The organism is Gluconobacter sp. Gdi, assembly GCF_014132155.1.
Classification (GTDB): domain Bacteria; phylum Pseudomonadota; class Alphaproteobacteria; order Acetobacterales; family Acetobacteraceae; genus Gluconobacter.
The window spans coordinates 185,236-210,299 of the sequence record NZ_BLJQ01000005.1 but is presented as its reverse complement, the minus strand read 5'-3'; the positions used below and the strand labels follow the sequence as shown (position 1 = coordinate 210,299).

The window sequence follows — 25,064 nt, the reverse complement described above, 5'->3', positions numbered from 1 at the left end:
GAATGATGATCCAGACGGATGTCCAGATCATCGTTCAGCTCTGTTTCAGGCCTCGGGCGTCAAACGCTGGATGCGCATGGCTTCCTTGCGATGAGCCCCAAGGATATCCCCCAGGTTTTTCAGCACAGGTTGCCCGTTCTCAACCAGAATTTTGCCGTTGACGATGGTGGTTCCGGCAGTCGCCGGGGCGCAGCGAAGCCATGCCTCTACGGGGTCGGTCAGAGCCCCTGCAAGGGAAATGTCCGACATCTGCCAGATAACCAGATCCGCACATGCCCCGGGACGTAGATGTCCGATCTCATCGTCCCAGCCTAGGCAGGCAGCTCCACCGCGTGTGGCCATATCCAGAGCGTCTCGGGCCGTCATGGAGTGTGGGCCATTGCGGAAGCGGCCCAGAAGGAGCGCCATGCGGGTCTCTAGCCAGAGCGATGCATGGTCTGTCGAAGCTGAACCGTCACAACCGAGCCCGACACGCATCCCACGACGCCGCATATCCATGGCATCCGCAGAGCCGCCTCCAATCATCATGTTGGAGCAGGGACATTGCGCTGTGCAGACGCCAGCATGCGCCAGACGATCGATTTCGTCAGAGGAGGGGTAAATATAGTGTGCCACCCAGGAGCGCGGGCTGGCCCAACCTACACGTTCGAAATATTCTGTTGGTGTGCAGCCATAGACTTCCGCACAATAGCGGTCCTCATCGTGATCTTCTGCCAGATGGGTGTGTAACCGGAGGTCATATCTGTCTGCCATCGCGGCAGATTCTGTCATGATCCGTTCGGAGACACTGAAAAGAGAGCAGGGCGCCAGAGCGACCCGACCCATCGCGCCTGGAGAGGCATCATGATAGGTTTTTACCAGCCTTTCACTGTCTGCCAGAATGGTCTCTTCGTCTTGCACAACAGATGCGGGTGGAAGTCCTCCATCCTCCACGGATCGCGTCATTGAGCCGCGAGTGGCATGGAAACGAAAGCCTATATCCTTGGCCGCACGAAACTGGGCGTCGATCAGAAAGGGCTTGGGATGGACATACATGTGATCCATAGATGTCGTGCAGCCCCCCATCAGGAGCTCAATCATGGCAACCGCTGTTGAGAGATAAACAGACTCTTCGTCCAGTCCGGCCCAGAGCGGATACAGTCCCTGAAGCCACTCGAACAACGTCCCATTGGTTACGGGAGCATAGGAGCGTGTGAGATTCTGATACATGTGATGGTGGGCATTGATCAGGCCCGGAGTTACCAGCTTTCCATTGGCCGATATGATTTTTTCTGCTTGTGGAGCAGCTTCTCCGGAGTGGCCTGTGGAATGAACGCGCCCGTCTTTAATGGCGATCCATCCATTTGGGATTTCCCAATTCCGATCAATGTACAGAGAAGCATTTGTGATGAGGAGGTTGACCGTCATTGCGGCATCTTTTCCCAATAACCATCAGCAAGCCATGATTACTCATGGCTTTCGCAGAAGGCCCTGTTCCGGAGATGCGAAGTCCGGATCGTCATCAAACTTGCTTTGAGCGGGCGAAGAAGGCTTATCGTAGCATCAGGTTCGTCCTGCTGTCACGAGCCATGTGCCGCCCAGAATTCTGCCTGCAATGCGGCTGCTTCCTGTTCCAGGAGGGGACCCACAACGTCCACTGGCTGTTGACCAGCAGCAAAGACGGTCCTGCAAGGGAGATCCAGTGTGGGATTTTCCGCGTGATTGCCGGTCATGTCTTTCAGGTCCTTTTCGGACTGGCCGTAAACCACGCGTCCGATCCCGGACCAGTAGATCGCACCTGAGCACATCGCGCAGGGTTCTGCAGAGCTGTAGAGCGTGCACTGGCGCAGGCGTTCTGCCCCATAAGCTTTGCTGGCCCGGCTGGCGAGGAGACGCTCGGCATGGGCTGTCATGTCGCATCCTTCTGCGCTGTAGCCATTACCCTGCTCCATCAGAACAGTGCCTGTCTCGTCCACGAGAATAGACCCGAAAGGGTGATCCCCGCCGTCACGTGCTTTCCTGGCAACATCGAACGCTATACGGAGGAAACGCAGGTCGTCTGTTTCTGTAATCATGCAATCAGTTCCTTATTTCTTGACCAGACGGCCATTGATCCAGACACGATCAATCGTCTCAGGCGAAGCATGACAGACAATTTTTTGAGCGCAGCTGGCCGCACTGTCTTGCGACGATAATCGCAGACTGCCTGACGTGCAGCGAAGCTCCAGCGCATCGAACGCCTGTCCGGGCAGGAGTTGTCCACTTGGCACCCCGAGAGCCTCCGCGCCGCCTCGTGTTGCAAGCCAGAACGCTTCCTGAAAATCTATCCTGTGGTTAGGCAGGCCGCGTTTTGCCGGAGGAATTTCTGGGTTTGTCCCGCTTTCCAGCATCCGGGACGCGAGAACGGCCTGTCGCGCATTTTCAAAGATGGACGGAGAATACCCGCCTGAAAGGTCTGTTCCCAGCCCACAGTGAACGTGCTCATCGAGAACGTCGCGAACGGGAAGGGCCGCTCCTGCAAAAAAGGCGTTGGAAATCGGGCAGTGAGCAAGTCCGGCGTTGCGCTCTTTGACCAACGTCCGGTCATTCTGGTTCAGAAATCCTGCGTGCGCCAGAATGGTATGGTCTCGCAGGAGACCAAAAGCATCCAGTGCAGACGTGTCTGTCTGGCCTGTTCTTTCCAGAACATGATGATGCTCCCAGTCGCTTTCTGACGCATGGGTCTGCACTTTGACATTCATTTCTGCAGCTAGCGCGCCAAGACCATTCAACAGTGCGTCGGAGCAGGCAGGAATGAAGCGAGGCGTAATAACAGGCTGGACCAGACCGGCCTCGTTGCCTGGCAAGGTCCGGACGGCGTGAATGAAGCGTCGGGTTGCATCGAGAGCATCCTGAGCGCTGGCCTGACGGTAGTCTGGTGGACACAGATCTGGATGATCCATTGCCACCAGCCCAACGAACCCGCGTTGCCCGTATTTGAGGCAGGTGCGGGCAAGAACAAGACTGGCTTCTTCGTGGATCGTGGCAAAATAGAGCGCAGTGGTGGTGCCATTTCGCAGAAGGGTTTGAACCAGGTCCTCATAAACCGCGGCTGCGAAGGTGGTGTCCGAGTAGCGGGCCTCTAGAGGAAAGGTATATGTGCCAAGCCACTCTTCCAGTGGACGGTCCAGAGCCGTGCCAGCTTGAGGCCATTGAGGCGCATGAATGTGTAGATCTGTCAGGCCGGGAACGAGGAGAGTGTTGTCTGGCAGTTCAATCACAGTTTCACTGCTTTGCAGGTCTTGATAGGCCTGTGTCCCGCAGGTTGCACGACGCTGAATAATCCCGTCGTCGCCAACCAGCAGAGCTACATTTTCCAGAACGGCCTGCTGCGGCGTTCGGGACGCCAGCGCCCGGCCGGTGACGACAAATGCACTCACGACAGAGCACCATATGTCACGCCTTTTCCTTTAAGCCAGCGCCGGTACGCCACGGACGAACGATCTGCCATGGTCGGAATTTCATATTTTCCGTCCAGCGGCATCAGGCGAGGGCGCTGGTTTTCAAGAATGATCCTGTCCTGAAGAAAAATGAATTGCTGGAATTCAACCAATCCGCCCAGTGAAGAACTGTCGTCGATCAGGAACATCACTGGGTGGGCGCGCGAACGGGTTGCGGTCATCGGTTGGACGAACAGAGCGATAACGTCCTGTCTTTCGGGAGAGGCCGGGCAGGTTTTATAAAGAAGCGTCGAGAACGGGGCAGCAACTCGATAGGTATAGTCAGTTAAAATCCCGCCGGACGCGGAGAGTGCCGCTTGAGGCTGGAAGAATGTACAGTCGGTTGCCCAGATTTCTGCACCGTCTTCACGCGTTTCGATCTGATATCGCCGAACTTCGGTTTCAGGCTCTGCCCCAAGAATATTGGTATGAACAAAGGGGAAGTGGGCCATATCGAGGAAGTTTTCGACGACCCTTAGGCCTGACGAATGTACGGCAATAGACCCGCAACATACCAGTCGGCGGTCTGCCTCAGCGGCCTCGGGAATCGCTGGGATATCCCGGACGGGCTCTCCAAGAGACGTCCAGAGATAACCGTAGCGTTCCTGTACGGGGAGGGGGCGATTGCCGCAGAGCGCCTGAAACGCATTGTTTTCATCGCGGGAGATCTCAATCAGCCGGTCGAGCAGTATGGTCTGGAAAGTCGCATGTGTCAGATCCCTGACCATAGCCACAGGATACCAGTGTGATAACGTCTCTGGATCGGGGCTAGTCATGGCACGGGCAACCTGCTGCTGGTGACGGATGGGAAGAGTTAATCATGCTCCCCGGCATTGATGGAATACAGAATATTGATAAACCGGAAAATTCTTATTGTGAAATGAGATAAGAAAGGCATGATCCAGTGGTTCGGGAGATTCGTTTCGAAGGGCGCTTTGATCCCGAGCTGTTCCGGGATTTTGCTATTGCCCGGGCGCGCCTTCTGGCCGTGGAGATTACAGACATGTCTGTTTCAGATCATTGTTTTTCAGTTCGGCTGGTAGGTGAAGAAGCACTTCTCGGAATGTTTGAGATGGCGTGTCTCCTCGGGCCAGCGGGCTGTATTGTGACAGGCACGGAGAGCCTCGGATGACAGGGTGGTTTCCAGTCGCTCTCAGTATGGATGTACCCGCTGGAACAGCCGCTCCGGTACGCTTGTCTGGCAAAGAAATTGCTCTTTGGCGTGGCACAGATGGTGAGATCCATGCCTGGGAAGATCGTTGCCCACATCGAGGAATGCGGCTGAGTTTCGGTTTCGTGCGGAACGGAAATCTGGCTTGCCTCTACCACGGCTGGCAGTTTGGAGCAGATTCAACGTGTCGCCACATTCCAGCTCATCCTGAACTCCGTGTGCCGGGCACCATTCGCGCGACAGCTTATCAGGTGCAGGAGAGATGCGGAGTGATTTGGGTGAGCCTCGATGAGAAGCCATCACTTTCGCACCTGCCGGAGGGCGAGGCGTCAGGTGTCCGGAGCTTGCTGGTTCAGGTGCCTTTGCAAACTGCGCGGACGTCTCTCAATATGGAGGCTTCGAACTGGAAGCAGCAGGATAACTGGCTTTTCGCTGTGCATGAACCAGCAGTTGGCCTGACCATGTTGCATGTCGCGTCATGGACTGTCGCCGGGCAGCGGGAGGCTGCGCGACAAGCTGTGCAGTTACGGGATCGTCTGGAAGCCATCAAGGAGACCGTTTCAGCATGAGGTTACGAGACTGGGCACTTGATGACAGATGCTATGCCGTTCGGCTGGGAGCGTCCCTGATGGGAGTGAAGCTGCCTACGGTCACGGATGATAGCGCCTTGGAAAGTGGCCCGGCCCTTGAACTCGTTGACGATGTTCTTCATGGGCCGTTAGAGATCCTGAAACGGCTCGTAACGCTTCCAGACGTCCTGCAGGAATGGAATTCCGGAACGGACGAAATGACGTGGGCAGCGAACGCCTTGGACAGCTTTTCCATCATGCGCAGGACGGTCATGCTGGCGTCTCTTCCTGTTGAAAATCCCGCCCAGCTCGCGATGCCATTGATGGGCGAGATTGAAGATCGGCTTGCAGAGAACCGCTTGGACGGTAGATGCTGGGTGTCAGGGGATCATCCAGGAGTTGCCGACATCATGCTGTTTCCAGTTGTTGCCCTGAGCCAGGACCTTGAAGTTCCTTTGGATCTTTATCCGGTAGCTCGAAACTTCATGAGGCACTTCAAGGCGCTGCCTGGGTTCATAACGATGCCAGGAGTGCCGGAATGTCACTGAAAAATCCTCTGATGCTCCCGCGGCGTTCCGTACTGGCTGCTTTGGGCAGCTCGCTTGTGATGCCGTCGGCTCTGAAGGCAGCGTCACGTCGTTTTGCGCCCATTCGGGAAGAGGATCTTCTGATTGGCTTTGGGCACACCAGCCCCATCACCGATGGCGGATGGAGCCACGCTCACGATCTGGCAGTTCAAGCCGTCAAACGTGCCTATCCAGCTGTCAAAACCCTCTTTGTCGAGAGCGTGCCTTACTCCGCAGATGCAACCCGCATCTTCCGCCAGTTCGTGGCGGAAGGAGCGCAGATGGTGATTTCCACATCCAATTACGGAGACTTCATTCGCGACGTCGCCGATCGTGCTCCGGACGTTGCGTTCATGGAGTGTGATGGCCATGCTGTCAGCAATAACCTTGGCTGGTATTACATCACGCACTGGTACGCCAGTTATGTCATTGGTATCGCCGCAGCCCGTCTGAGCAAAACTGGTAAGCTTGGCTACGTGGCCTCTTTCCCGGTTCCTTCTGTCTATGCCAGTGCGAATGCCGTGCTTTTGGGGGCGCGCTCGGTCAATCCGCAGGCGACAATGCGTGTTATCTCCATCAATTCGTGGTTTGATCCGCAGGCTGCAACGGAAGCGGGGGCTGCTCTGGTAGACAGTGGCTGTGACTTCCTGTGCGGGATTATGGATGATCCGGGCTATCTGCGTGTCGCGGAGAAACGCGGCGTCTGGGCCGCGATGTGGAATACGGACATGCGTGAGTTCGGGCCCAATGCATATGTCAGCTCTGTCGTGCTGGACTTTGCTGACTATTATATTCAGCAGGTTGGTGCGCGGATCCGGGGAGAGTGGGCGCCGGAGGGACGTTTTCTCACATTGGCCAAAGGCGTCGATCGGGATCGCTGGGGGCAGAACGTTCCTGAGGCTGTACAGAAAGAAGCCGACGCTGCGCGGGACCGGATGCTGGCTGGATGGTCGCCTTTTCAGGGGCCAATTTATGACTCTGAGGGAACGCTGCGGGTTCCAGCAGGCCATGTCATGACTGACATGGAGATGTATAACTGGTCGTGGCAGGTTCAGGGAGTGTCTGGTCTTGGCTGATGTCACTCATGCGTCCAACGCGCCTCCCGCTCATCTTGCAGCAGGAACACCGCCCATTCTGGAGCTGGTGAATATTGCGAAATACTTTCCAGGCGTCATTGCGAACGAAAATGTTTCCCTGAATGTGTTCCCCGGTGAAATTCACGCCCTGTTAGGGGAGAATGGTGCAGGGAAGTCCACATTGATGAATGTGGTAACGGGCCTGTATCAGCCCGATGCCGGGGAGATCATCATTGATGGATATGGGACTACGTTTCCGGCCCCCGACGCAGCCATCGCGGCCGGGATTGGCATGGTGCACCAGCATTTCCGTCTGGTTCCCCGTTTTACAGTCGCTGAAAACCTCCACCTGGGCTGGTCTGAAACACCTCGGCGCCTCGCGGGAAAAGACATTGAAGAGCGTGCCGCCGCACTTTCCAAGAAGTTTGGCCTCCCCATTACACCGTCGGCCGTTGTGTCTTCTTTGTCTGCGGGCGAGCAGCAGCGCGTTGAAATCCTTCGTGTTCTGTCTCGGGGCGCGCGGCTTCTTATCCTTGATGAGCCAACGGCTGTTCTCAGCCCCGTCGAAGTCGGCGAACTGTTTTCCGCTCTTCGTCGGTTTCGCTCCGAGGGAGGGGCAGTCGTGATCATCAGCCACAAGCTTGATGAGATTATGGCGCTTGCAGACCGGGTTTCCGTTCTGCGGCAAGGGCGACTGGTGGGCACGCATCAAACGTCCGATGTAACGCCTGACAGTCTCGTAACAGAGATGATCGGGCGCCCTGTTACGCTTGCAACCTCTTATCCACGGCAGTCTCCTGCTCCGGGAGGCAGTGGGGCTGAACCTCTGTCTCTGAAACAGGTGACAGTGCGGGATGCCGCAGGCGTGGTCCGTCTGGATGATGTCAGTCTTTCTCTTCGTCCGGGAGAAGTCCTGGGGATTGCAGGGGTGACGGGTAACGGCCAGCCTGAGCTGGCAGAAGTCCTTACCGGATTGAAGGCGGCTGAGAGCGGAACGGTCTATTTGAATGGCAAGGCTGCCAATCGTGCAGACCCGGCAATGTTTGCGCATGCGGGTGTGGGGCACGTACCGGAAGACCGACTGAAACGTGCCCTGATGCCGGGGCTGAGCGTTGCGGAGAACATGGCACTTCGGGAGTATGACCGTGCGCCGATTGGTGGCCGGTTCAGCTTCTCCATGGCGCAGGCCCGCAAGTTTGCCCAGATGCTCGCAGACAGGGCAGGTGTGAAGCTTCCGGGCACACAGGTGCAAATTCGCGGGTTGTCTGGCGGCAATCAGCAGAGGCTGGTTCTGGAACGCGAGATCCGGATTGCCAGTCATGTTCTGGTGGCCAGTTATCCCAGCCGGGGTCTGGACATTGGAGCTATATCTGCCATGCGGGATATGCTCGCCCGTGCGCGTGACGCAGGTGTTGCCGTGGTTCTGATGTCAGAAGATCTGGATGAAATCTTTGCCCTGAGTGATCGTATTGCTGTTCTGTATGCAGGGCGCCTCATGGGGGTCATGGATCGTGCAGATGCAGATCGGGAAAGCATAGGCGCGCTCATGAGTGGCCGTAATCTGTCGGAGGCCGCATGAGCGCCGTATCCCCTCGCACGCGTCTTACGGTTGTTCCGTCTCATCGTATTGCCGTTGGCCGCGGGCTCTCCATCCTTGCGGCTCTGGGCATTGTAGCGATTACGCTCGCCGCGATGGGACGATCTCCGATCGAACTCGCCGGGCTCGTCGTTCGATCGACCGTCGGGTCGCGCTTTGGCATTGAGGACCTCGCACTCTTCATGACGCCTCTGATGCTTACAGGGGCGGCAGTTTGGGTCGGGATCCGTGTCAATCTCTGGAATATCGGGGCGGAAGGGCAGCTTTATGCAGGTGCGACGGCAGCGACGGCTGTTGGTCTATTCACGCATTGGCCCGCGATTGTCGCTCTTCCGGCGATGGTTGTAGCAGGCGCTTTGGCGGGAGCGGCATGGATTTTTATTCCCGCTGCGGCCCGGGCCTGGCTTGGCGTCAGTGAAATTGTTACCTCTCTTCTTCTGAACTTCGTGGCCTCCCTGCTTGTCTATTATCTGGCAACCGGACCGTGGGCTGATCGCGTGACTGGTGCTCTGGCCTCAACTGAACGCCTGCATGTGGCACTTCCGGAGCTCTGGGGGGCGGTTCATCTGGGGTTCTTGCTCGCATTGGGTATTGTTGTTGGCTTGGGAGTAGGGCTCGCGAAAAGCCGGTTTGGTTATGAAACGGCTGTGTGTGGCTCCAATCCTCAGGCTGCGCATTATGCTGGGATTAAGGTCGCTCCCCGTATTCTGGCTGTGCTGTTGTTGTCAGGCGCTTTGGCGGGGTTGGCTGGTGTGTTTGAAGTCGCGGGAACTGTTCACCGGCTTCAGGGTGGCCTTGCCAATAATTATGGATATCTGGGCATTGTCGTGGCGCTTCTGGCTCGTGGGTCGTGCTTTGCCCTTATTCCAGCAGCGCTTCTGATGGCACTGATTCTGGATACGGGGATTGTTCTCCAGACAACCCAGATCAGTTCTTCCGCCGTTCTTGCCATTACCGGTCTGCTGGTCCTTGCCATTGCGGCCGGAGACGAAATGGCAGCCTATGTCCGTGTGAACAGGAACTGATCATGGCACTTCTCAGCGACCTTCTCGGTCATGCCGTTCTGTCAGGCGGTGTTCTGGCGCTTGGTGCCCTCGGCGAGGTGATTGCCGAGCGTGCAGGTGTTCTGAATCTCGGGGTGGAGGGTCTGATGTCTCTCGGGGCCGTCGTTGCAGTCATGACTGTGAACGCGACGCCTCATCCATGGCTTGGCCTGCTGGCAGCAGGACTGGTTGGTGGGCTGGGAGCAAGTGTGCTTGCGCTCTCCAGCGTTGTACTTCGTGCCAATCAGGTTTTGTGTGGTGTGGCGATCACCTTCCTGGGGCTGGGTCTTAGTTCTGTAATCGGGCGGTCCGTTGCCGGTGTTCCGGTCTCTGCTGTTTTCGAACCAGTCTCCATCCCGGTTCTGTCTGCCATTCCTGTTATCGGGCCTGCCTTTTTTAGCCAGAATATTCTCGTTTACCTGATCTATCTCGTCTTTCCCTTAATGGCGCATTTCTGGCTGTTTCGGACGCGTTCGGGCCTGGATCTGAGGGCCGTGGGCGAAAATCCGGCGGCGGCAGACGCAGTCGGGGTGCCCGTCATGAAGTACAGAGCTCTGGCGGTGATTGTTGGTGGTGTTCTGGCAGGCGTGGCTGGCGCTGATCTGACGCTCGCCGTCGTGCCTGTCTGGTCAGACGGGATGATCGCCGGACGTGGCTGGATTGCCGTGGCGCTGGTAATCTTTGCGGGATACCGCCCAATTGTTGCCGTCTTGTCCGGGCTACTGTTCGGGCTTGTAACGGCAGTAGGGTTCATGGGGCAGGCCAGGGGCTGGCCGGTTGCACCCGCGATCCTGAATACGCTCCCATATCTCGGGACGGTTGCCTGCATTATTGTGCCGATGCTGGCCTTCGCAAAACTGCGCTCTGCCATGGCCGCTCCAGCCGCACTCGGGACGCCCTATTATCGAAGTGGAAGATAACCGAACCGGGTGTGGAGTGGGGCGCGAGAAGGCGTCCCAAACACTTTGGTTTGCACCTTTTCCCCATAATCGCGTACTCTGTCTCTTCATTTAGGCATAGAGGGGAGGCTGATGACAAACATTACGGCACTTATTGCAGACGCCGCAGTTTTTGTTTTTCTTCCATGGGTTGCATGGAGGATACTGAAGAAAACAATACCGATTGTGGTTCTGCCAATACTTGTCGGTATATTGATTTCTGTCTGGCATATCCCTGTAAAATCACTTGGGATTCCATCGGTTTATGGAAGCGATATTGGCTGGGTTGCCGTTCTGGTTCTGGCGTTTACTGCCGGCCTTGAAATGTGGCAGTCCCCTGGAAGCGTGGCAGACGATCATGCCCTGCCAACGCCGACATTAGGGCGTCTGCTAACGGGTGCGGCCGTCGCGTTGGGTGGTCCACTTCTGGTGGGATCAATACTGGCTTACGAATTCTTCCTGCCGCTTCCCGGATGGCACCCGCCACACGCCCAGCCTTGGGTCGCTGCGGCGTCCATTGGGCTTTGCATCGCTGTCAGTGCTTTGCCCGTTCTTATAGGCGTTGTGCGTGAGCTTGACCCTTCGCAGCGTCCGTTAGGACAGTTGGCGCTTAAGCTGGCCGTTGTCGACGATGCTGCTCTCTGGATTGGTCTGGCAATGCTTCAGGTTGCCGAGCGTGGGACGGCTGCCCTCCATGGATGGACGGGCCTCGAAGTCCTCGCGATTGCGCTGCTGGTGGGGCTGGCTGTTGCCGGAAACTGGGCTTCCCGTCATTTCAGGAATCCGCCTTCCGCTGTTATCTGGATTGCGGTGCCGATTTATCTTGCTGCCGGTTCGTGGGCCAGCATGCAACTCGGTCTGCACGAACTGATTGGCGCTTACTTTGCTGGCGCGATCATGCCGCCGTCGTGGGTTCGACGGTTGCCTGTTGAGAAGGTGGGAACGTTCTCACTCATCTGGCTCGCCCCGATGTTCTTTGGTCATAGTGGCCTGAATATTGATGGTGATGCCCTGACGTGGCCATCCGTAATCGCCTCTTTGTCACTGGTTGCAATTTCGATCGTGACGAAGATTTTGGCGGTCTATATTTACCCACCGGCGTCAGGTCTGAGCAGGCGTCAGGCGTTGAGTGTCGGTGTTCTGTTGCAGTGCAAGGGGCTCATGGAAATTGTTGCTGCAACGATTTTCCACGCCCAAGGCATGATTTCAGAGTTTGCTTTCGCATCTCTGATGGTTCTTGCTGTCATTTCCACGGTCCTGACAGGGCCCATGTTCAAGCTGGTCGCGCCCCGATCTTCTACGGCGCCTTAAGGGCTTGAAGAGGAGAGGGGAATTAATCCCCTCCCCATAATAATCCTTTAAAGCAATCAGTGATGCGTTGCCAGCCACTCGTGGATTTGTTCCTGAGTGGCTTTAATAGCGTCCTGACGGGCATTGATCGTATTGACCGCTTTTGCTGTCGCGATTTTCGCACCTGTTGTCTTCGTGGACCAAGGATCATTCTGGAGTGCCTCCAGGACCTGTGGGCTATTGGAGTGTGCGGCGATTGAGGCCAAGAAGTCATCCTGTGACCACGGAGCCAGATGCGTGCGAATATCTGCCTCATGCTCCTGCACCAGTTGCCACACCAGATCAGGATTTTCGCTCGATGCTGCAATGACGGCCAGTGACCGTGCAATCCGCCCGTTCGGAATGGCTCCGCTATAGGCGAGGGCCACGTTCTTGCGGATCAGATCCGGGTTGGTTGCGCTGGCAAGAGCTGCGAAGTAGCGCAGTTTGAGTTCCGTCGCTTGGGTGGTGCGAACTTTGTCAGCCATGAAGTCATATGTCTGGCCATCCGCCGTCTTCATGGCAATGGTCGTAACGGCACCGACAAGATCGGGACGGAGAGAGGCTGGGTTTGCCTTCCAGAGCGCAAAGCGACGCTTGGCTTCCGCAATAACCTGCGGATCGTTGAATGTTCCGAGTGCGCTGATCACTGATGGGCGCAGCATCGTGTCGAGAACGTTCTCGTGCGGCTTTTCGTCCCAGCCCAAACGCGCCAGAACCGGTGCCAGACGGCTGCGAGCATATGTCTGGAAGTCATCACGATCGGCATTGCCGATTTCGTACTGATCAATCGTTTCAATGCGGCTGATAATCTCTTCCAGAACCGCAATGTCGCTCTCATGCGCTGCGGTCAGAGTATCGACCAGATCCAGATAAGACCCAAGTTTGGCCTGTCCTGACCGGAAAAGGGCATACTGGTCCCCAAGCAGGTTGGCGCGATCAACGGGAGCAAATTTGCTGAGAGATGTTGCAAGGGCGCCGAGCGCGTTCTTGTCATAAGAAACGCGATAATAGCCGCTCTCGCCAAGATTGAGTTTGAAGGCCGTATCGCAACGGGGCGCTGTGATAGTGACGGGTTCAGTGCCGAGAACGAGGGTTTTTGTCGGAAGTCCTGGTCCGCCAGCCACAACCGGAACGCTCCATGTTAGAGGCTGAGCCTGTGGGTCATGGATTGTGAAGCGGCTCTGGGTGAGTGTGTAGGTGGCCTGATCATTCTGACAGAACGATGTGACATTAACCTGTGGGATACCTGGCTGCTCCGTAAAGCTGCGCGCTACCTTGGCAACGTCTTCGCCAGAGGTGGACGAAAGGGCATTCCACAGATCCTGACTGGTAGCATTGCCGAATGCGTGAGCTTTCATGTAGGCCCGCATGCCATCACGGAATTTGTCCTCACCCAGCCAGCCTTCCAGCATCCGGATGACCAGCTCGCCTTTGCCATAGCTGATGCTGTCAAACGCTGAATTTGCTTCACTGACGTTGTGAATGGTCTGCTGGATCGGATGGGTCGTTGAAAGGGCATCAATGCCCATCGTTTCTTCGCGGGTCTCATGCTGGCGTGGCCAGATGTCCCACTGTGGGTTCAGCTTGTCCGTGACCTTGATTTCCATCCAGGACGCAAAGCCCTCGTTGAGCCAGATGTTGTTCCACCAGCCCATCGTCACAAGATCGCCAGACCACTGATGCGCCATCTCATGCGCAACGACTTCGTGAATCAGCTCGCGTGTTTTGGGTGTGCTGTTTTTTGGGTCAAACAGAAGCACATTGTCGATGTATGTGAGAGCGCCCCAGTTCTCCATCGCACCGGCCTGATAATTCCCTGGAATGGCCAGCATATCCATTTTTGGGAGAGGATATTTCACCCCGAAATAGCTGTTGTAATACGGCAGAATGCGCTGGGCTGATTCAAGAGCATACCGACCCTGTTCCTCAAGGCCGGCCGGAGCATACACACTCATGGGCGTGCCGTCAGCCTCTCCATGAACGGCTCCCATGTCACCGGCAACTAGTGCCAGCAGGTAGCTGGACATGCGAGGTGTTGGGGCAAAGGAAACACGCTTGGTCTTCGTGTCCTGCTGAGTGGTGCCGATAATGGGCATATTGCTGACAGCAACATCATCAAACGGCAACGTCACATTCAGCTGGAAGCTGGCCTTGAATGCGGGTTCATCCCATCCGGGGAACATCCGGCGGGCATCAGCAACTTCGAACTGCGTCACCAGCATGCGGCGTGCCTGACCGGTGGCTGACGTATAATCGTTGATGTAGAGGCCATTTGGCGTTTTGAGGATTGGGCCCGTATAATCGATGGAAAGAGTGTGTGGGCCCTTGGGAACAGGCTGTGAGAAATGCAGCGTGGCAGTTTCTGCAGCGTCATCCTGTGTGATGGTCGCATGCTGCGTCCCATCCAGAACGGCACCAGATAGCTTTAGTCCTGCCTGATTGAGAACAATGTCCTGCGTATCTGTCAGGACCGTGACGTCGATGGTTTCCTGGCCCTTGAGAGTCAGATGCTCCGGGTCTGTTTCGAGATCGATGGCATAGGAGGCCGGAACAACGGTTTTGGGAAGTTGTCCTGGTGTCTGCTGGAAGGAAAACGTTCCTTCGGCATGCGCCACCATGGCAAAGGGAAGACCGGCAAGAAGGGTGCTGAAAGCCAGAAGGCGGCGCATAACGATGCGTATCCTTAATCAGTCAGAATATTGAAGAAACAGCGTAACGCTTTGTTTCAATGGTGGCGCAAGGGTCGCACACTCGGTCCTGACATGAAAGTGGGAGGCAGGTTTGATGCGTCTGTCTCTTTAAACCAAGACCTCCCACCGCAGCCTGTATGACCACGATGGTAGTATGTCTCGTGTTGGGGCGTGAATACTAAACGGTCGCCATAAGAGCTGCATTTCCGCCAGCAGCCGTTGTGTTGGTGCTACAGGCCCGCTCCTGAACCAGCCATTCCAGTGGGTAACGTCCGTCTGCATCTGGTGTGTGCAGGCAGACTACTGGTCCGTCTTTACGTTCCAGTGCTGACAAGACCCGCTTACGGTCTGTTGCATTGCCATTGCACAGCGCTACATCCACCTGAATGTCTGTTGATAGTGGTAGGATAGAGTCTCCGAGGGCCGCAGGCGGTGGGGGTAGACGGCGCCAGATTTCCGCAGGGATCGCACAGGCATTCCCAGTGGAAAGGGCATCTGTGATTTGCTGACACAGATTCTCGAGTGTAGGCCCTGCACACAGCACGGTGCCTCGTGCTGCCAAAGTGTAAACGTTGTCTTCTCCGACAGGGCCGGGGAGGGAAAGGGTTGTTCCCAAAGGCGTTCCGGCAGGCACAACGGCTCTGAAGTCTGGTGCTATGGCCCTTAACCACTGCCCGGCAAAATTCAGAACAACTGGCAGGTCATGGTGCGCCAGAGCACCTTCAGGGCGTCGGGACAGAAGGCGACGCAGGTAAAGCGGCCCACCTGCCTTCGGGCCTGTTCCAGAAAGGCCGTGCCCCCCAAACGGCTGAGATCCGACGACGGCGCCCACCAGATTGCGGTTGACGTAGATATTTCCCGCATCTGAGGTGGCTTTAAGGTCGTCAATCGTACTGTCGATGCGTGAGTGAACGCCGAAGGTCAAGGCATATCCAGTGTTATTGATGGCTGCTATCAACTGCGAGCGCTCTTCGCGGCGATATCTGACGACATGCAGAACCGGCCCAAACACCTCGCGGCGCAGAGCTGACAAACTGTCGATTTCGATCAGTGTCGGCGGCACAAAGGTCCCGTTTGCGCACTCTTCAGAAATTGCAGACTGATGGATCGAAAAACCACGAGCGCGCATGTCTTTAATATGGCTGAGAATTCCGCTCTGAGCCTCTTCTGTGATGACTGGCCCGACATCTGTCTGCGGGAGAGCTGGATTTCCCGTACGCAGTTCTGCCATCGCCCCTTTGAGCATCGTCAGAACACGATCTGCGCTATCGTTTTGCAGGCATAGTACCCGGAGTGCGCTGCATCGCTGTCCGGCACTGTCAAAGGCGGAAGATAGCACATCCCCGACGACCTGTTCAGACAGAGCTGAGCTGTCCACAACAAGTGCATTCTGGCCGCCCGTTTCGGCAATCAGAGGAATAGGTGTGCCATCTGCATTCAGGCGTCCGGCAAGCTGCTTTTGGATCAGCCTTGCGACTTCCGTCGAGCCCGTGAACAGAACGCCGGTTATGCGGGGATCGGCGACAAGCGCCGCTCCGATTTCGCCGCCACCTGGTACAAGCTGTAAGGCTTCTGCTGGCACTCCGGCATCATGGAGAATGCGGATAGCTTCTTGCGCAATGAGAGGTGTTTCTTCCGCTGGTTTGGCGAGAACGCTGTTCCCGGCTGCCAGGGAAGCAGAAACCTGCCCCAGAAAAATGGCGAGAGGGAAGTTCCAGGGGCTAATGCAGACGACGGGTCCCAGTGGGGCAGCATTGTCAGCAGTAAATTCGCGGCGGATCTGGGCAGCATAATAGCGTAGAAAATCTACAGCTTCGCGGATTTCAGACACGGCGTTGGCGAGAGTTTTTCCGGCTTCCCGGATAATCAGTCCCATCAGTCTGGGCATCTCGTCTTCGAGGCTCTGAGCGGCCTTCTCCAGACATATAGCGCGCTCGAAGACTGGTGTGTTCTTCCAGACATCAAAACCTGTGACGGCTTTGCTGATGACAGCCCCTACGCTTTCGACAGCCGTGGGTTTGATATACCCAATGACATCTGACTTGTCGGCGGGATTAACAACATCTTCGCCCGCGGTTTCACCAAATGAGGCCTCCTTATTCAGGGCAACACCAAGTGTTTTCAGAGTGTTTTCGTCTGCAAGATCCAGCCCATGCGAGTTTTCACGCTCAGGCTGGAAAAGATCGCTTGGTAGGTGCAGGGTGCTCGGGAGGGCATTGGCGGAGAGCGTGACTGGGTCGGTAATCAGCTCTTCCACTGAAATTGCAGGATCCTGAATTCGGTTCACAAAGGACGAATTCGCGCCATTTTCCAGTAGACGGCGTACGAGATAGGCCAAGAGCGTTTCATGCGTGCCCACAGGAGCATAGACACGGACAGGCCGATTCAGCTTTTCCGGACCAACAACTTCTTTGTACAGCGTTTCTCCCATGCCGTGCAGGCATTGAAACTCATAGGACTCAGTCGTGAAATTCGGGCCAGCCAAGGCGTAAATGCTGGCCAGTGTTTGCGCGTTATGTGTTGCAAACTGTGGGAAAATGGCGTCTGGAGCAGCCAGAAGCTTCTTGGCGCAGGCAATGTAGGAAATGTCGGTATGGATCTTCTGCGTGAAGAGCGGGAAATCGTCCATCCCATCGACCTGGGCACGTTTGATTTCACTGTCCCAATAGGCACCCTTAACCAGTCGGACCATCAGACGGTGATTTGTGCGACGTGCCAGATCAATCACCCAGTCGAGTACGAACGGCGCACGCTTCTGATAAGCTTGGACTACGAAGCCAATGCCCTTCCAGTCTTTCAGGGCTGGGTCGAAACAAAGCGTTTCCAGTAGGTCCAGAGAGAGCTCCAGCCGGTCTGTCTCTTCAGCATCGATGTTGAAGCCGATGTCATAGTGACAGGCACGGCGCGCAAGTGCTGTCAGGCGAGGGCCCAACTCGGCGAGAACGCGTTCCCTCTGGAGGCGGCTATAGCGCGGATGAAGGGCAGACAGCTTGACTGAAATACCCGGGCCTTGATAGGCGCCAGCGCCTGCTGATGCCTGGCCAATGGCGTGAATAGCTGTTTCATAATCACGGTAATACCGATCAGCGTCCGCCATGGTCGTGGCAGCTTCTCCCAGCATGTCGTAGGAGTAACGGAAGCCTTTTGCGACGAGGGGTTTGCTGTTTTCGAGCGCGTTCGCGATGGTTTGGCCGGTTACGAACTGCTCACCCATCATGCGCATTGCCATATCGACGCCCTTGCGGATCACAGGCTCACCGCACCGTCCGATCAGGCGTTTGAGGCTTCCCGGCAGCGCTTTCGTCTCTTCCGTCGACAGGACCTTGCCTGAGACGACCAGTCCCCAGGTCGCTGCGTTTACGAACAGGGAGGACTTGCGACTGATATGCTCATGCCACTGACCGTTCCCAATCTTGTCGCGAATGAGAGCGTCACGCGTGGGAAGGTCAGGGATACGAAGCAGGGCCTCCGCCAGGCACATCAGGGCGACACCCTCCTGAGAGGAGAGATCGTATTCCTGCACCAGATCCTGAACGATACCGCTACTGCGGCCTTGACGAAGAGCTTCGACCAAACGCCTCGCTGTCTGACGGGCGAGGGCGGTCTGATCGCCCTCAAGGCGAGCTTCACGTGAAAGCTCCGTCACCCGGGGGGCTTCCGCTACACGGGTATGGTCGGTGATGGCCTGACGTAGCGGAGACCGCGGCGGAACGATGGCTGCAAGGGACGCGAAAGGTGAGGTCATGAGGATACCGCTGTTCTGATGGTCTCTCACAGATATTGAAACGTTTGCGAAACAGGTTCTGGTATTTTAAGGGAGACGACGAATTAAATTCGGTTTATCGAATTTATGGAAAATTATATTTAGCAGGTGGTGCGAAGTGGATGACATAGATCGCAGAATTCTGAGGTTTCTTCAGAAGGATGGCCGCATCACGAACATTGATCTGTCACGGCAGATTCATCTCAGCCCGGCCGCTACGCTGGAGCGCGTCAAAAAGCTGGAGCAAAATGGGGTAATCCGCGGTTATATGGCCCGTCTTGACCCTGAAACCGTCAATCTTGGGCTGCTTGTTTTCATTCAGGTCACGCTGGATCGGACCAGTCCGGATATTTTCGAGGCATTTTCCAAGGCACTCAAAACCATTCCTCAGGTCAGTGAGTGTTATATGGTTGCGGGCGGGTTCGACTATCTGGTGAAGGCGCGGGTCAAGGATATGACCGCATATCGTAATTTTCTGGGGAAAACCCTGACCCGGCTTCCGGGGGTTCGGCAGACGCACACCTATACCGTCATGGAAGAGGTTAAGGCCGATCCCGAATTGCCGATCTGACGGCCATCATTTTCCCAAGTAGGCAGGATGACGGTATGAGGAACGTTACCTTACCCGTGTTCTAACAATGGAGACGCTCCGCCAGATGATGACGCGCCTTTTCCCGGTCTGGGCCATTCTGGTCTCGCTGGCAGCCATCGTGCTTCCCGCGCCGTTCTTGAAACTGTTGCCGGTCATCACACCGCTGCTCGCGTTTATCATGTTTACGATGGGTGTGTCTCTGACAGTGCAGGATTTTTCCCGCATTGCCCGGCGCCCTTATCCTGTTCTGGCAGGTGTAGGATTGCATTATCTCGTCATGCCTTTGGCAGCATGGGGTATTGCGCATCTGCTCGGTATGCCTCCCGGTCTGGCGACAGGCATGGTTCTTGTGGGCTGTGTCTCTAGCGGCACAGCCTCCAATGTGATGATTTTTCTCTCCAAGGGGGACGTCGCGTTGTCCGTCAGTATTAGTGCGCTGTCTACTTTGGTAGGAATTTTTGCAACACCGTTACTGACACGGCTGTATGTGTCTGCGGGTGTCTCTGTTGATAGCTGGGGGCTGTTTCGAAGCATCATTACCATGGTTGCGTTACCGGTTTTTGCCGGTGTGATCGTCAACACGCTGTGGCATCGGACCATCCAGCGGATTGAGAGCGCCTTGCCACCCGTGGCCATGGTGTCCATTTTGCTGATCATTGGTTGCGTAGTCGCTGGCGCCGGTCCCTCCTTGGCTCAAGCAGGTCCCCTCCTGATCCTGGGCGTTATTCTGCATAACGCTATTGGTTTGTTGGGGGGATACTGGGGCGGCAGGCTTCTGGGCTTCGATGAGTCTGTCTGCCGAACGCTTGCGCTTGAAGTCGGGATGCAGAACTCGGCGCTCGCCGCAACGCTGGGCCGTCTTTACTTCTCACCCATTGCAGCGCTGCCAGGAGCAGTTTTTTCCGTCTGGCACAATGTGTCCGGCTCCGTTCTGGCCGCATACTGGGCCGCGCGGCCTCTCAGTAAGGGCACGTCACGGATCAAGGCACCTTGAGATAATCCTGTATTCGCGGAACCATGAAATCAAGAAAGGCACGCACTCGCGGTGGGCTCTGATGTCCTGCAGGGAAGAGGGCATGAATGTCTTCTTCGTCCTGTATCGTGGCATCACTCAGAACTTCAACCAAGCGGCCAATCTTTAGGTCTTCACGGACATGATACTCCCCAAGCCGTGCCAAGCCGACGCCTTGCAGGGCCATACGCCTTACCGTTTCACCATTATTCGCCAGAAGGGGGCCGTGCACGCGCCGGTCAATCAGCCGCCCTTTCTCCTGAAACGGCCAGACTGGGGTTGTGCGCTGGAAGTTAAACCCAAGGCATTGATGGCTGTCTAAATCCGCAACGGTCTGAGGCGTTCCATGGCGTTCAAGATAGGTGGGTGAGGCTACAATCCTGCGTGGCACCGCCCCCAGGTGACGGACTGTGAGGCCTGAATCCTGCAGTCGGCCGACACGGAAAGCCACGTCTGTCCGGTCAAGGTAAAGGTCTGTTACGTCGTCAGAAAGTGAGAGATCAATCAGAATATCCGGATAGGCATCCCAAAACGCAGGGAGGAATGGCTCCAGTCCAAGGGTGCCGAACGCAACGGACGCGTTGACCCGGACCGTCCCTCTGGGATGCATAGTTCCCGTTGTGAGGCTACGTTCAATATCATCGAGATCCGCTATCAGGCTGACAGCACGCGTATAATAGGTCTGTCCTTCCTGCGTTACGGAAAGGCGGCGGGTCGAGCGTTCGATCAGGCGGACACCCAGACGGGCTTCAATTCTGGCAATGAGCTTGCTGACGGTTGACGGCGTCATGACCAGCAGCCGGGCGGCTTCCGAGAAACTGCCGCTTTCGACTACCCGTAGGAAAACCTGCATTTCGCCAACGCGATTGTCCATCTCGATCTCATCTATGAACGGGTTGCAGGTGTTCTGTTCAAGGCGCGCAAATTCTCAGGCGCGCAGGATGCCAACAATGGCTTACTGTGTGGTTGAATAAGGGCGGCCTGAATACGAAACGGATAATGAGAAATCTACAATATATCGTTTAAAATCAGACTTCAGGCAGCTCTTTCTCCGAGCCGCCTGAACCTGAAGTTTAGTGAGCTGAACGAACGTCGTTGCTCTTTTCACGGATAGCCCGGAACTCGGAGCCACCTTTCCACGTCGGCCAATCATGCGAGAAGGCCGCATTATATCCGACCTGGCGGACAACATCGACGTCCTGCGCCGCACCTCGGACGTCCCAGTCAGGGCTCCAGGCATCGCAGGCCTGATGATAGCAAGCCATATATGCCGTCAGCCACTTGCTGCCTGCGGCTGTTCCACCCTTAAGAAGATCGAACGGGCCAGCCATATCCATAACCGCGAGAACGGGCACACCAGCCCGGGCGAAAGGCAGATGGTCCGCACGGTAAAAGGCTCCGCGCTCTGGCATGGTTTCCGGCTGGGTTGTACGGCCCTGCTTGAGGGCTGCGGCTGCGAAGTCGTCCTGCAGAGTATCCTGTCCAGCGCCGATAATGAAGGCATTATGAGCTGGGCCTGCCATCTGAAGCACATCCATGGTCAGGTTGGCCGCAGTCTTATCCAGCGGTGCCAGCGGATGTGCGACATACCAGCTCGATCCCAGAAGGCCGCGCTCTTCACCGGTCCAAGAAGCAAAACTGACAGTCCGTTTTGGCTTTGGCCCGTTTTTGAAAGCCCGTGCGATTTCCAGAACGGCTGCAATACCAGAGCCGTCGTCAATCGCTCCGCGCCGAATAACGGTCTTGCCTGCGGCATCGGTGCTTTTGCCAAACGCATCCCAGTGCGCGCCGAACATTACAGTTTCGTCGGGATAATCCGTACCCGTGATCTTGCCGATGACGTTCTGGCTCTGGAGGTGATCGACCTTGACCGGCATGTCCACTGAAAGCGTCGTGTCATGAATATTGACCGGATGGAAATCCGGCGAACGCGCCTGACGACGCAGACGGTTAAGATCCAGCCCGGCCCGTGCGAACAATGTTTTGGCTGCATTGCCTTCGATCCAGCCGATCATCGGTACGGACTTCAGGTCCTTATCGTCGTGAAGAATGTCATACTCTTCACCCTGAGGTGCGACGACCGTGCTCCAAGGATAGGAAGCGCCCGGAGTATCATGAATGATCAGCGCTCCAGCTGCACCGCGACGGGCTGCTTCTTCAAACTTGTAGGTCCAGCGGCCATAATACGTCATGGTCTTGCCACCAAAGCGGCCAGCAACAGGCTCTTCCGGTCCAGCATCGAAATCAGGATCATTCACCAGGAAGACCGCAATCTTGCCGTGCAGATCAACCTGCTTGAAGTCATTCCAGCGACGTTCCGGCGCCGTCACACCATAGCCCACGAAGACCAGAGGGACGTTTGACAGCTGAAGGCGCTCGATCGGCTGGAGCGTCGACATGACGATATCTGTCAGCTGATGAAGCGGCAGAGCAGCCTGCCCCCGTGTCTTGATCGTCGCGATCGCTTTCGGATCAGGGCGGGTACGGATCATGGGGACATTCTGCGTCCATCCACCATTTTCGCCGCCAGGTTCCAGTCCAAGCTTCTGATACTGATCAATCAGCCACTTGACCGTGACGGCCTCACCTGGGGTGCCAGGGGCACGTCCCTCAAATGAGTCCGATGACAGAACCCGCATTGTCTCCGACATCCGAGCCGGGTCGATAGGGCCGGAGGCGCCTGCGTCAGACGCTGCATAGGCTCCGGAAATGCCGGTCGCGAGCGGAGCTATGGCGAAAGCGGCAAGAGCGGTCGCCAATTTCAGCCGGTTTCGAAGGGAAGGTTTGTGCATCATGTCCTCAGTCTTTGTCATAACGCGTGTCTGACGAGATGAGGCACACCTTACACATCGTATTGCTGATCAGGAAATGGCATAAAATCATCGGACTGGCTGGTTGACGGAAAACGCGTGGCACCCCCATCTACGATTAATGACCACTCTTACCATTCCGGTTCTCCTGTCCCGCCATCCTCCCGTTGAGGGAAGTGAAGGCCTTTGTTACGGGCGACAGGAAATGGAACTCAGAGCGGGGTGGGAGGCCCAGGCCGCTGGTCTGCTGACCCTTGCAAGGGGCGCCGGCTGTTCCGTTATCTACACGTCACCATCGGCCCGGTGTCTGTCTGTCGCGCGAAGACTTGAGGCACAGACCGGGTGGCCGCTGCGTTTGGATGACCGGTTACTGGAACTAAATTTTGGCCAGTGGGAAGGGCTATCCTGGAATGTTGTGCCGCGTGTGGCTCTCGATAGCTGGGCCGAAGATCCTGAAGGGTTTTCTCCCCCCAAGGGTGAAAGTGGCCGAGCGCTACAGGAACGTGTGCAGTCTTTCTGGGTAGACCTCGTTCAGGCCGGAAAGGCTGCGTTAGTCATTTCGCACGGCGGCCCGCTTCGTCTCCTTGATGGGCTTGCCAAAGGAGAGAGGGCCAACCTGCTAGCACCTTCAATGCCGCAGGGCAGCAGCAGGCTCCATTACGTCAGCGTTTGATCCACTCACGTCGGTCCGGGTTTCTTGTTTCCCAGCCCATGCGCTCCAGTTCTGGCGTTTTGGCATGGGCTGCAGGATATCCGATGCAAAGATACGCGATAAGGTTCCATCCCGGCTCGGCATCGAGGAGGTCTGACACGTGCTCGGGCTCAAGAATGGAGACCCAGCCCAGCCCAACACCTGCCGCCGTTGCAGCCAGCCAAAACGTATGGATAGCCATCACAGCGGACCAGGTCGTTGTTTCCGGCATGGTCGCACGTCCAAGACCATGCCCTTGATCCGGGAATGTTTCGCAGAAGACCGCGACATGATGCGGGGCATCATCTAATCCGGCCAGTTTGAGCATCGCATAGGATGCTGCTTGTTCGCCTTCATATCCCTGAAGGGCTTCCCGGTTACAGGTTTCAAAGCTCTTCCGAACGGCGGCTTTTCGCTCTGGGTTTTCAACGAGCACGAAGCGCCATGGCTCACTCAAACCAACGGAAGGCGCCAGGGTCGATGCATGCAGGAGATCATCGAGCACTGATACGGGCAGAGGATTCCGTTGGAAATGTCGCGCATCCCGACGCCATGTGAAAAGGCGCTCCAGATCTTTTCTGAAATCGTCTGAAAAGGCTGGTACCGTCATGGTTTATCCGTTGCGTACAAAAGGTTTGTCAGCGCCCACCGTCAGGACACGGGATGCCAGAGGCCCGAAGAGCAGTCCGATCGTAGCCCACAGAACGATCTGCATCCCCAAGGCTGCCTCGCGGAAACGCCAGAGCACTGTTGCCGGGAAATCTGTTGGAACTTCATTGATATCAGGCATACCGGCTTGTACGGCGGCCACCAAAATGATGAAGACACCGAGAGAGGCTAGCACACCGTTCCAGTGGCCCAGGCGCCGGATGAGTGGTCGGCTGACCATATAGGATGCCGCTGCCGCGCAAAGCGAGAGAGCGATCATACCGAAATAGGCGCCGGTTCTTAGGCCGATGGTGGATGGAAGGCCAACGGCAGGGGGATTGGGAGGATATTTCAGGTCCGGCACCAGCACGAACACAACGAATGCTGCGGCTGCCAGAAGTGCAGATAAGGCTCGCGGCGAAAAGCGGCCTACGCGACCGTACGCAAAAGCAAAAATAGTCGCGAAAATGCCGCCGTAAGCCGCACCATACATAATGGCAGCGGTGAGAAGCCCGAAAGACGCCTGTATGTCTCGGCTGATAATTTCCGGTTCAGGCGGCTCACCAGCAGCGAGGTCTTTCGCGCTCTCGAATGCAATCGCAAGATTAACCTGCGGCTCTCCAAAAAAACGCGCAAACACGAATGCAAGCAATGCGGCAGCAATCCCGGCAATCATGCCGCGGCTCAAAAGACGACCTGTCATAAAACTATGCTGCGTTTAGTGGCAGGGGAAGCCGAGCAGATGGCGCCCATCATGAACAAATTCATGGACCGCATGCCCTGAAATCAGAGACGTCGCGCCTTGTTCTGCACCAACAAAATAAAGCAGCAGAAGGCTGAGCACGACCGTAAAGGCAGCCCATGGAAGGAGCGCGCGGATCGGTAGCGCAACCGGTGCGGTGATGCTGGCGGGCAGGTGGGACGGGGAAAGGCTCTGGCTCATAATAGGCTCCGCTGGAAAAGCGCGTTCTGCGGTGGAAAATTGATAAAGGAGGTCTGGCTTCGCAACGTGATTTCACGAGCATTACAGTGGCGCGACCGCACCGGATTTGCACCGGCTTCTCCCTGCTTCCGCTAGGAGAGAGGATGTAGCGTTTCGTGAGAAAGT

At 56.4% G+C, this 25,064-nt stretch carries 22 protein-coding genes and 1 riboswitch; of the genes, 11 read left to right on the top strand and 11 right to left on the bottom strand.

Going from position 1 to position 25,064, the window contains the following annotated elements; all coding sequences use genetic code 11:
- Positions 1-45: 45 nt before the first annotated feature.
- The 4 genes from JN414_RS11315 to JN414_RS11300 form a co-directional block, all read right to left on the bottom strand.
- Entirely contained in the window at positions 46-1,407 is a 1,362-nt protein-coding gene (locus JN414_RS11315) for an 8-oxoguanine deaminase (protein ID WP_202207965.1), read from the bottom strand.
- 152 nt (positions 1,408-1,559) lie between these two features.
- Positions 1,560-2,054, bottom strand: coding sequence for a nucleoside deaminase (locus JN414_RS11310; RefSeq protein WP_202207964.1), 495 nt, complete (start codon positions 2,052-2,054; stop codon positions 1,560-1,562).
- Positions 2,055-2,066: 12 nt separating this feature from the next.
- Complete coding sequence (locus JN414_RS11305) at positions 2,067-3,398, bottom strand: amidohydrolase family protein (RefSeq protein WP_202207963.1); 1,332 nt, start codon at positions 3,396-3,398, stop codon at positions 2,067-2,069.
- Positions 3,395-4,234 (bottom strand): aromatic ring-hydroxylating dioxygenase subunit alpha, encoded by an 840-nt coding sequence (locus JN414_RS11300; protein ID WP_202207962.1) that lies wholly within the window; start codon positions 4,232-4,234, stop codon positions 3,395-3,397. The genes JN414_RS11305 and JN414_RS11300 overlap by 4 nt, the downstream gene beginning before the upstream one ends.
- A gap of 128 nt (positions 4,235-4,362) precedes the next feature.
- On the opposite strand from JN414_RS11300, the gene JN414_RS11295 reads away from it, so the two are divergent.
- From JN414_RS11295 to JN414_RS11260, 8 genes are all read left to right on the top strand, one after another.
- Complete coding sequence (locus tag JN414_RS11295; RefSeq protein ID WP_099212816.1) at positions 4,363-4,590, top strand: hypothetical protein; 228 nt, start codon at positions 4,363-4,365, stop codon at positions 4,588-4,590.
- A complete protein-coding gene (locus JN414_RS11290) occupies positions 4,587-5,198 on the top strand; it encodes a Rieske (2Fe-2S) protein (protein ID WP_202207961.1) in 612 nt (203 codons plus the stop codon). Before JN414_RS11295 ends, JN414_RS11290 begins: the two co-directional genes overlap by 4 nt.
- Positions 5,195-5,746: a glutathione S-transferase family protein gene (locus JN414_RS11285; RefSeq protein ID WP_202207960.1), complete on the top strand. Its 552-nt coding sequence runs from the start codon at positions 5,195-5,197 to the stop codon at positions 5,744-5,746. Before JN414_RS11290 ends, JN414_RS11285 begins: the two co-directional genes overlap by 4 nt.
- Positions 5,737-6,840 carry a BMP family ABC transporter substrate-binding protein gene (locus JN414_RS11280; RefSeq protein WP_086634647.1) on the top strand — a complete coding sequence of 368 codons (1,104 nt, stop codon included), beginning with the start codon at positions 5,737-5,739 and terminating at the stop codon, positions 6,838-6,840. Before JN414_RS11285 ends, JN414_RS11280 begins: the two co-directional genes overlap by 10 nt.
- Positions 6,833-8,419, top strand: a complete 1,587-nt coding sequence (locus JN414_RS11275; RefSeq protein WP_202207959.1) for an ABC transporter ATP-binding protein — start codon at positions 6,833-6,835, stop codon at positions 8,417-8,419. Before JN414_RS11280 ends, JN414_RS11275 begins: the two co-directional genes overlap by 8 nt.
- Complete coding sequence (locus JN414_RS11270; RefSeq protein ID WP_046901946.1) at positions 8,416-9,462, top strand: ABC transporter permease; 1,047 nt, start codon at positions 8,416-8,418, stop codon at positions 9,460-9,462. Before JN414_RS11275 ends, JN414_RS11270 begins: the two co-directional genes overlap by 4 nt.
- A gap of 2 nt (positions 9,463-9,464) precedes the next feature.
- A complete protein-coding gene (locus JN414_RS11265; protein WP_202207958.1) occupies positions 9,465-10,400 on the top strand; it encodes an ABC transporter permease in 936 nt (311 codons plus the stop codon).
- Between the two features lie 111 nt (positions 10,401-10,511).
- Entirely contained in the window at positions 10,512-11,729 is a 1,218-nt protein-coding gene (locus JN414_RS11260; protein WP_202207957.1) for a cation:proton antiporter, read from the top strand.
- Positions 11,730-11,785: 56 nt separating this feature from the next.
- Here JN414_RS11260 and JN414_RS11255 read toward each other — a convergent pair whose 3' ends face one another.
- Both JN414_RS11255 and putA read right to left on the bottom strand, forming a co-directional pair.
- The gene (locus tag JN414_RS11255; protein WP_202207956.1) at positions 11,786-14,419 is read right to left on the bottom strand and encodes a M1 family metallopeptidase; all 2,634 of its coding nucleotides are present in this window, start codon (positions 14,417-14,419) and stop codon (positions 11,786-11,788) included.
- A 199-nt stretch (positions 14,420-14,618) separates the two neighbouring features.
- Complete coding sequence (putA, locus tag JN414_RS11250; protein ID WP_202207955.1) at positions 14,619-18,185, bottom strand: bifunctional proline dehydrogenase/L-glutamate gamma-semialdehyde dehydrogenase PutA; 3,567 nt, start codon at positions 18,183-18,185, stop codon at positions 14,619-14,621.
- Positions 18,186-18,321: 136 nt separating this feature from the next.
- Here putA and JN414_RS11245 point away from each other — a divergent pair, with 136 nt between their 5' ends.
- Positions 18,322-18,774 carry an Lrp/AsnC ligand binding domain-containing protein gene (locus JN414_RS11245; RefSeq protein WP_202207954.1) on the top strand — a complete coding sequence of 151 codons (453 nt, stop codon included), beginning with the start codon at positions 18,322-18,324 and terminating at the stop codon, positions 18,772-18,774.
- Between the two features lie 85 nt (positions 18,775-18,859).
- Complete coding sequence (locus JN414_RS11240; RefSeq protein WP_202207953.1) at positions 18,860-19,789, top strand: bile acid:sodium symporter family protein; 930 nt, start codon at positions 18,860-18,862, stop codon at positions 19,787-19,789.
- Here JN414_RS11240 and JN414_RS11235 read toward each other — a convergent pair.
- Complete coding sequence (locus JN414_RS11235; RefSeq protein WP_202207952.1) at positions 19,776-20,681, bottom strand: LysR family transcriptional regulator; 906 nt, start codon at positions 20,679-20,681, stop codon at positions 19,776-19,778. The genes JN414_RS11240 and JN414_RS11235 overlap by 14 nt on opposite strands.
- A 199-nt stretch (positions 20,682-20,880) precedes the next feature.
- Positions 20,881-22,599, bottom strand: coding sequence for a M20/M25/M40 family metallo-hydrolase (locus JN414_RS11230; protein WP_202208022.1), 1,719 nt, complete (start codon positions 22,597-22,599; stop codon positions 20,881-20,883).
- Between the two features lie 139 nt (positions 22,600-22,738).
- Here JN414_RS11230 and JN414_RS11225 point away from each other — a divergent pair, with 139 nt between their 5' ends.
- The gene (locus JN414_RS11225) at positions 22,739-23,290 is read left to right on the top strand and encodes a histidine phosphatase family protein (protein ID WP_202207951.1); all 552 of its coding nucleotides are present in this window, start codon (positions 22,739-22,741) and stop codon (positions 23,288-23,290) included.
- On the opposite strand, the gene bluB is transcribed toward JN414_RS11225, so the two are convergent.
- Genes bluB through JN414_RS11210 form a run of 3 tightly spaced genes read right to left on the bottom strand, consistent with a single transcriptional unit; the run spans position 23,280 to position 24,899 of the window.
- Positions 23,280-23,918 (bottom strand): 5,6-dimethylbenzimidazole synthase, encoded by a 639-nt coding sequence (gene bluB, locus JN414_RS11220; protein WP_202207950.1) that lies wholly within the window; start codon positions 23,916-23,918, stop codon positions 23,280-23,282. The genes JN414_RS11225 and bluB overlap by 11 nt on opposite strands.
- Positions 23,919-23,921: 3 nt before the next feature.
- Entirely contained in the window at positions 23,922-24,659 is a 738-nt protein-coding gene (locus tag JN414_RS11215) for a CbtA family protein (protein ID WP_202207949.1), read from the bottom strand.
- Between the two features lie 15 nt (positions 24,660-24,674).
- Positions 24,675-24,899, bottom strand: coding sequence for a CbtB-domain containing protein (locus JN414_RS11210; protein WP_202207948.1), 225 nt, complete (start codon positions 24,897-24,899; stop codon positions 24,675-24,677).
- 26 nt (positions 24,900-24,925) lie between these two features.
- A riboswitch (cobalamin riboswitch) is annotated at positions 24,926-25,064 on the bottom strand.

Coding starts and splice junctions, on each gene's coding strand:
- JN414_RS11280 (WP_086634647.1), top strand. CDS start 5,737: ATGTCACTGAAAAATCCTCTGATGCTCCCGCGGCGTTCCGTACTGGCT.
- JN414_RS11235 (WP_202207952.1), bottom strand. CDS start 20,681: ATGGACAATCGCGTTGGCGAAATGCAGGTTTTCCTACGGGTAGTCGAA.
- JN414_RS11315 (WP_202207965.1), bottom strand. CDS start 1,407: ATGACGGTCAACCTCCTCATCACAAATGCTTCTCTGTACATTGATCGG.
- JN414_RS11210 (WP_202207948.1), bottom strand. CDS start 24,899: ATGAGCCAGAGCCTTTCCCCGTCCCACCTGCCCGCCAGCATCACCGCA.
- JN414_RS11300 (WP_202207962.1), bottom strand. CDS start 4,234: ATGACTAGCCCCGATCCAGAGACGTTATCACACTGGTATCCTGTGGCT.
- JN414_RS11260 (WP_202207957.1), top strand. CDS start 10,512: ATGACAAACATTACGGCACTTATTGCAGACGCCGCAGTTTTTGTTTTT.
- JN414_RS11225 (WP_202207951.1), top strand. CDS start 22,739: ATGACCACTCTTACCATTCCGGTTCTCCTGTCCCGCCATCCTCCCGTT.
- JN414_RS11290 (WP_202207961.1), top strand. CDS start 4,587: ATGACAGGGTGGTTTCCAGTCGCTCTCAGTATGGATGTACCCGCTGGA.
- JN414_RS11310 (WP_202207964.1), bottom strand. CDS start 2,054: ATGATTACAGAAACAGACGACCTGCGTTTCCTCCGTATAGCGTTCGAT.
- JN414_RS11240 (WP_202207953.1), top strand. CDS start 18,860: ATGATGACGCGCCTTTTCCCGGTCTGGGCCATTCTGGTCTCGCTGGCA.
- bluB (WP_202207950.1), bottom strand. CDS start 23,918: ATGACGGTACCAGCCTTTTCAGACGATTTCAGAAAAGATCTGGAGCGC.
- JN414_RS11215 (WP_202207949.1), bottom strand. CDS start 24,659: ATGACAGGTCGTCTTTTGAGCCGCGGCATGATTGCCGGGATTGCTGCC.
- JN414_RS11230 (WP_202208022.1), bottom strand. CDS start 22,599: ATGCACAAACCTTCCCTTCGAAACCGGCTGAAATTGGCGACCGCTCTT.
- JN414_RS11270 (WP_046901946.1), top strand. CDS start 8,416: ATGAGCGCCGTATCCCCTCGCACGCGTCTTACGGTTGTTCCGTCTCAT.
- putA (WP_202207955.1), bottom strand. CDS start 18,185: ATGACCTCACCTTTCGCGTCCCTTGCAGCCATCGTTCCGCCGCGGTCT.
- JN414_RS11265 (WP_202207958.1), top strand. CDS start 9,465: ATGGCACTTCTCAGCGACCTTCTCGGTCATGCCGTTCTGTCAGGCGGT.
- JN414_RS11285 (WP_202207960.1), top strand. CDS start 5,195: ATGAGGTTACGAGACTGGGCACTTGATGACAGATGCTATGCCGTTCGG.
- JN414_RS11255 (WP_202207956.1), bottom strand. CDS start 14,419: ATGCGCCGCCTTCTGGCTTTCAGCACCCTTCTTGCCGGTCTTCCCTTT.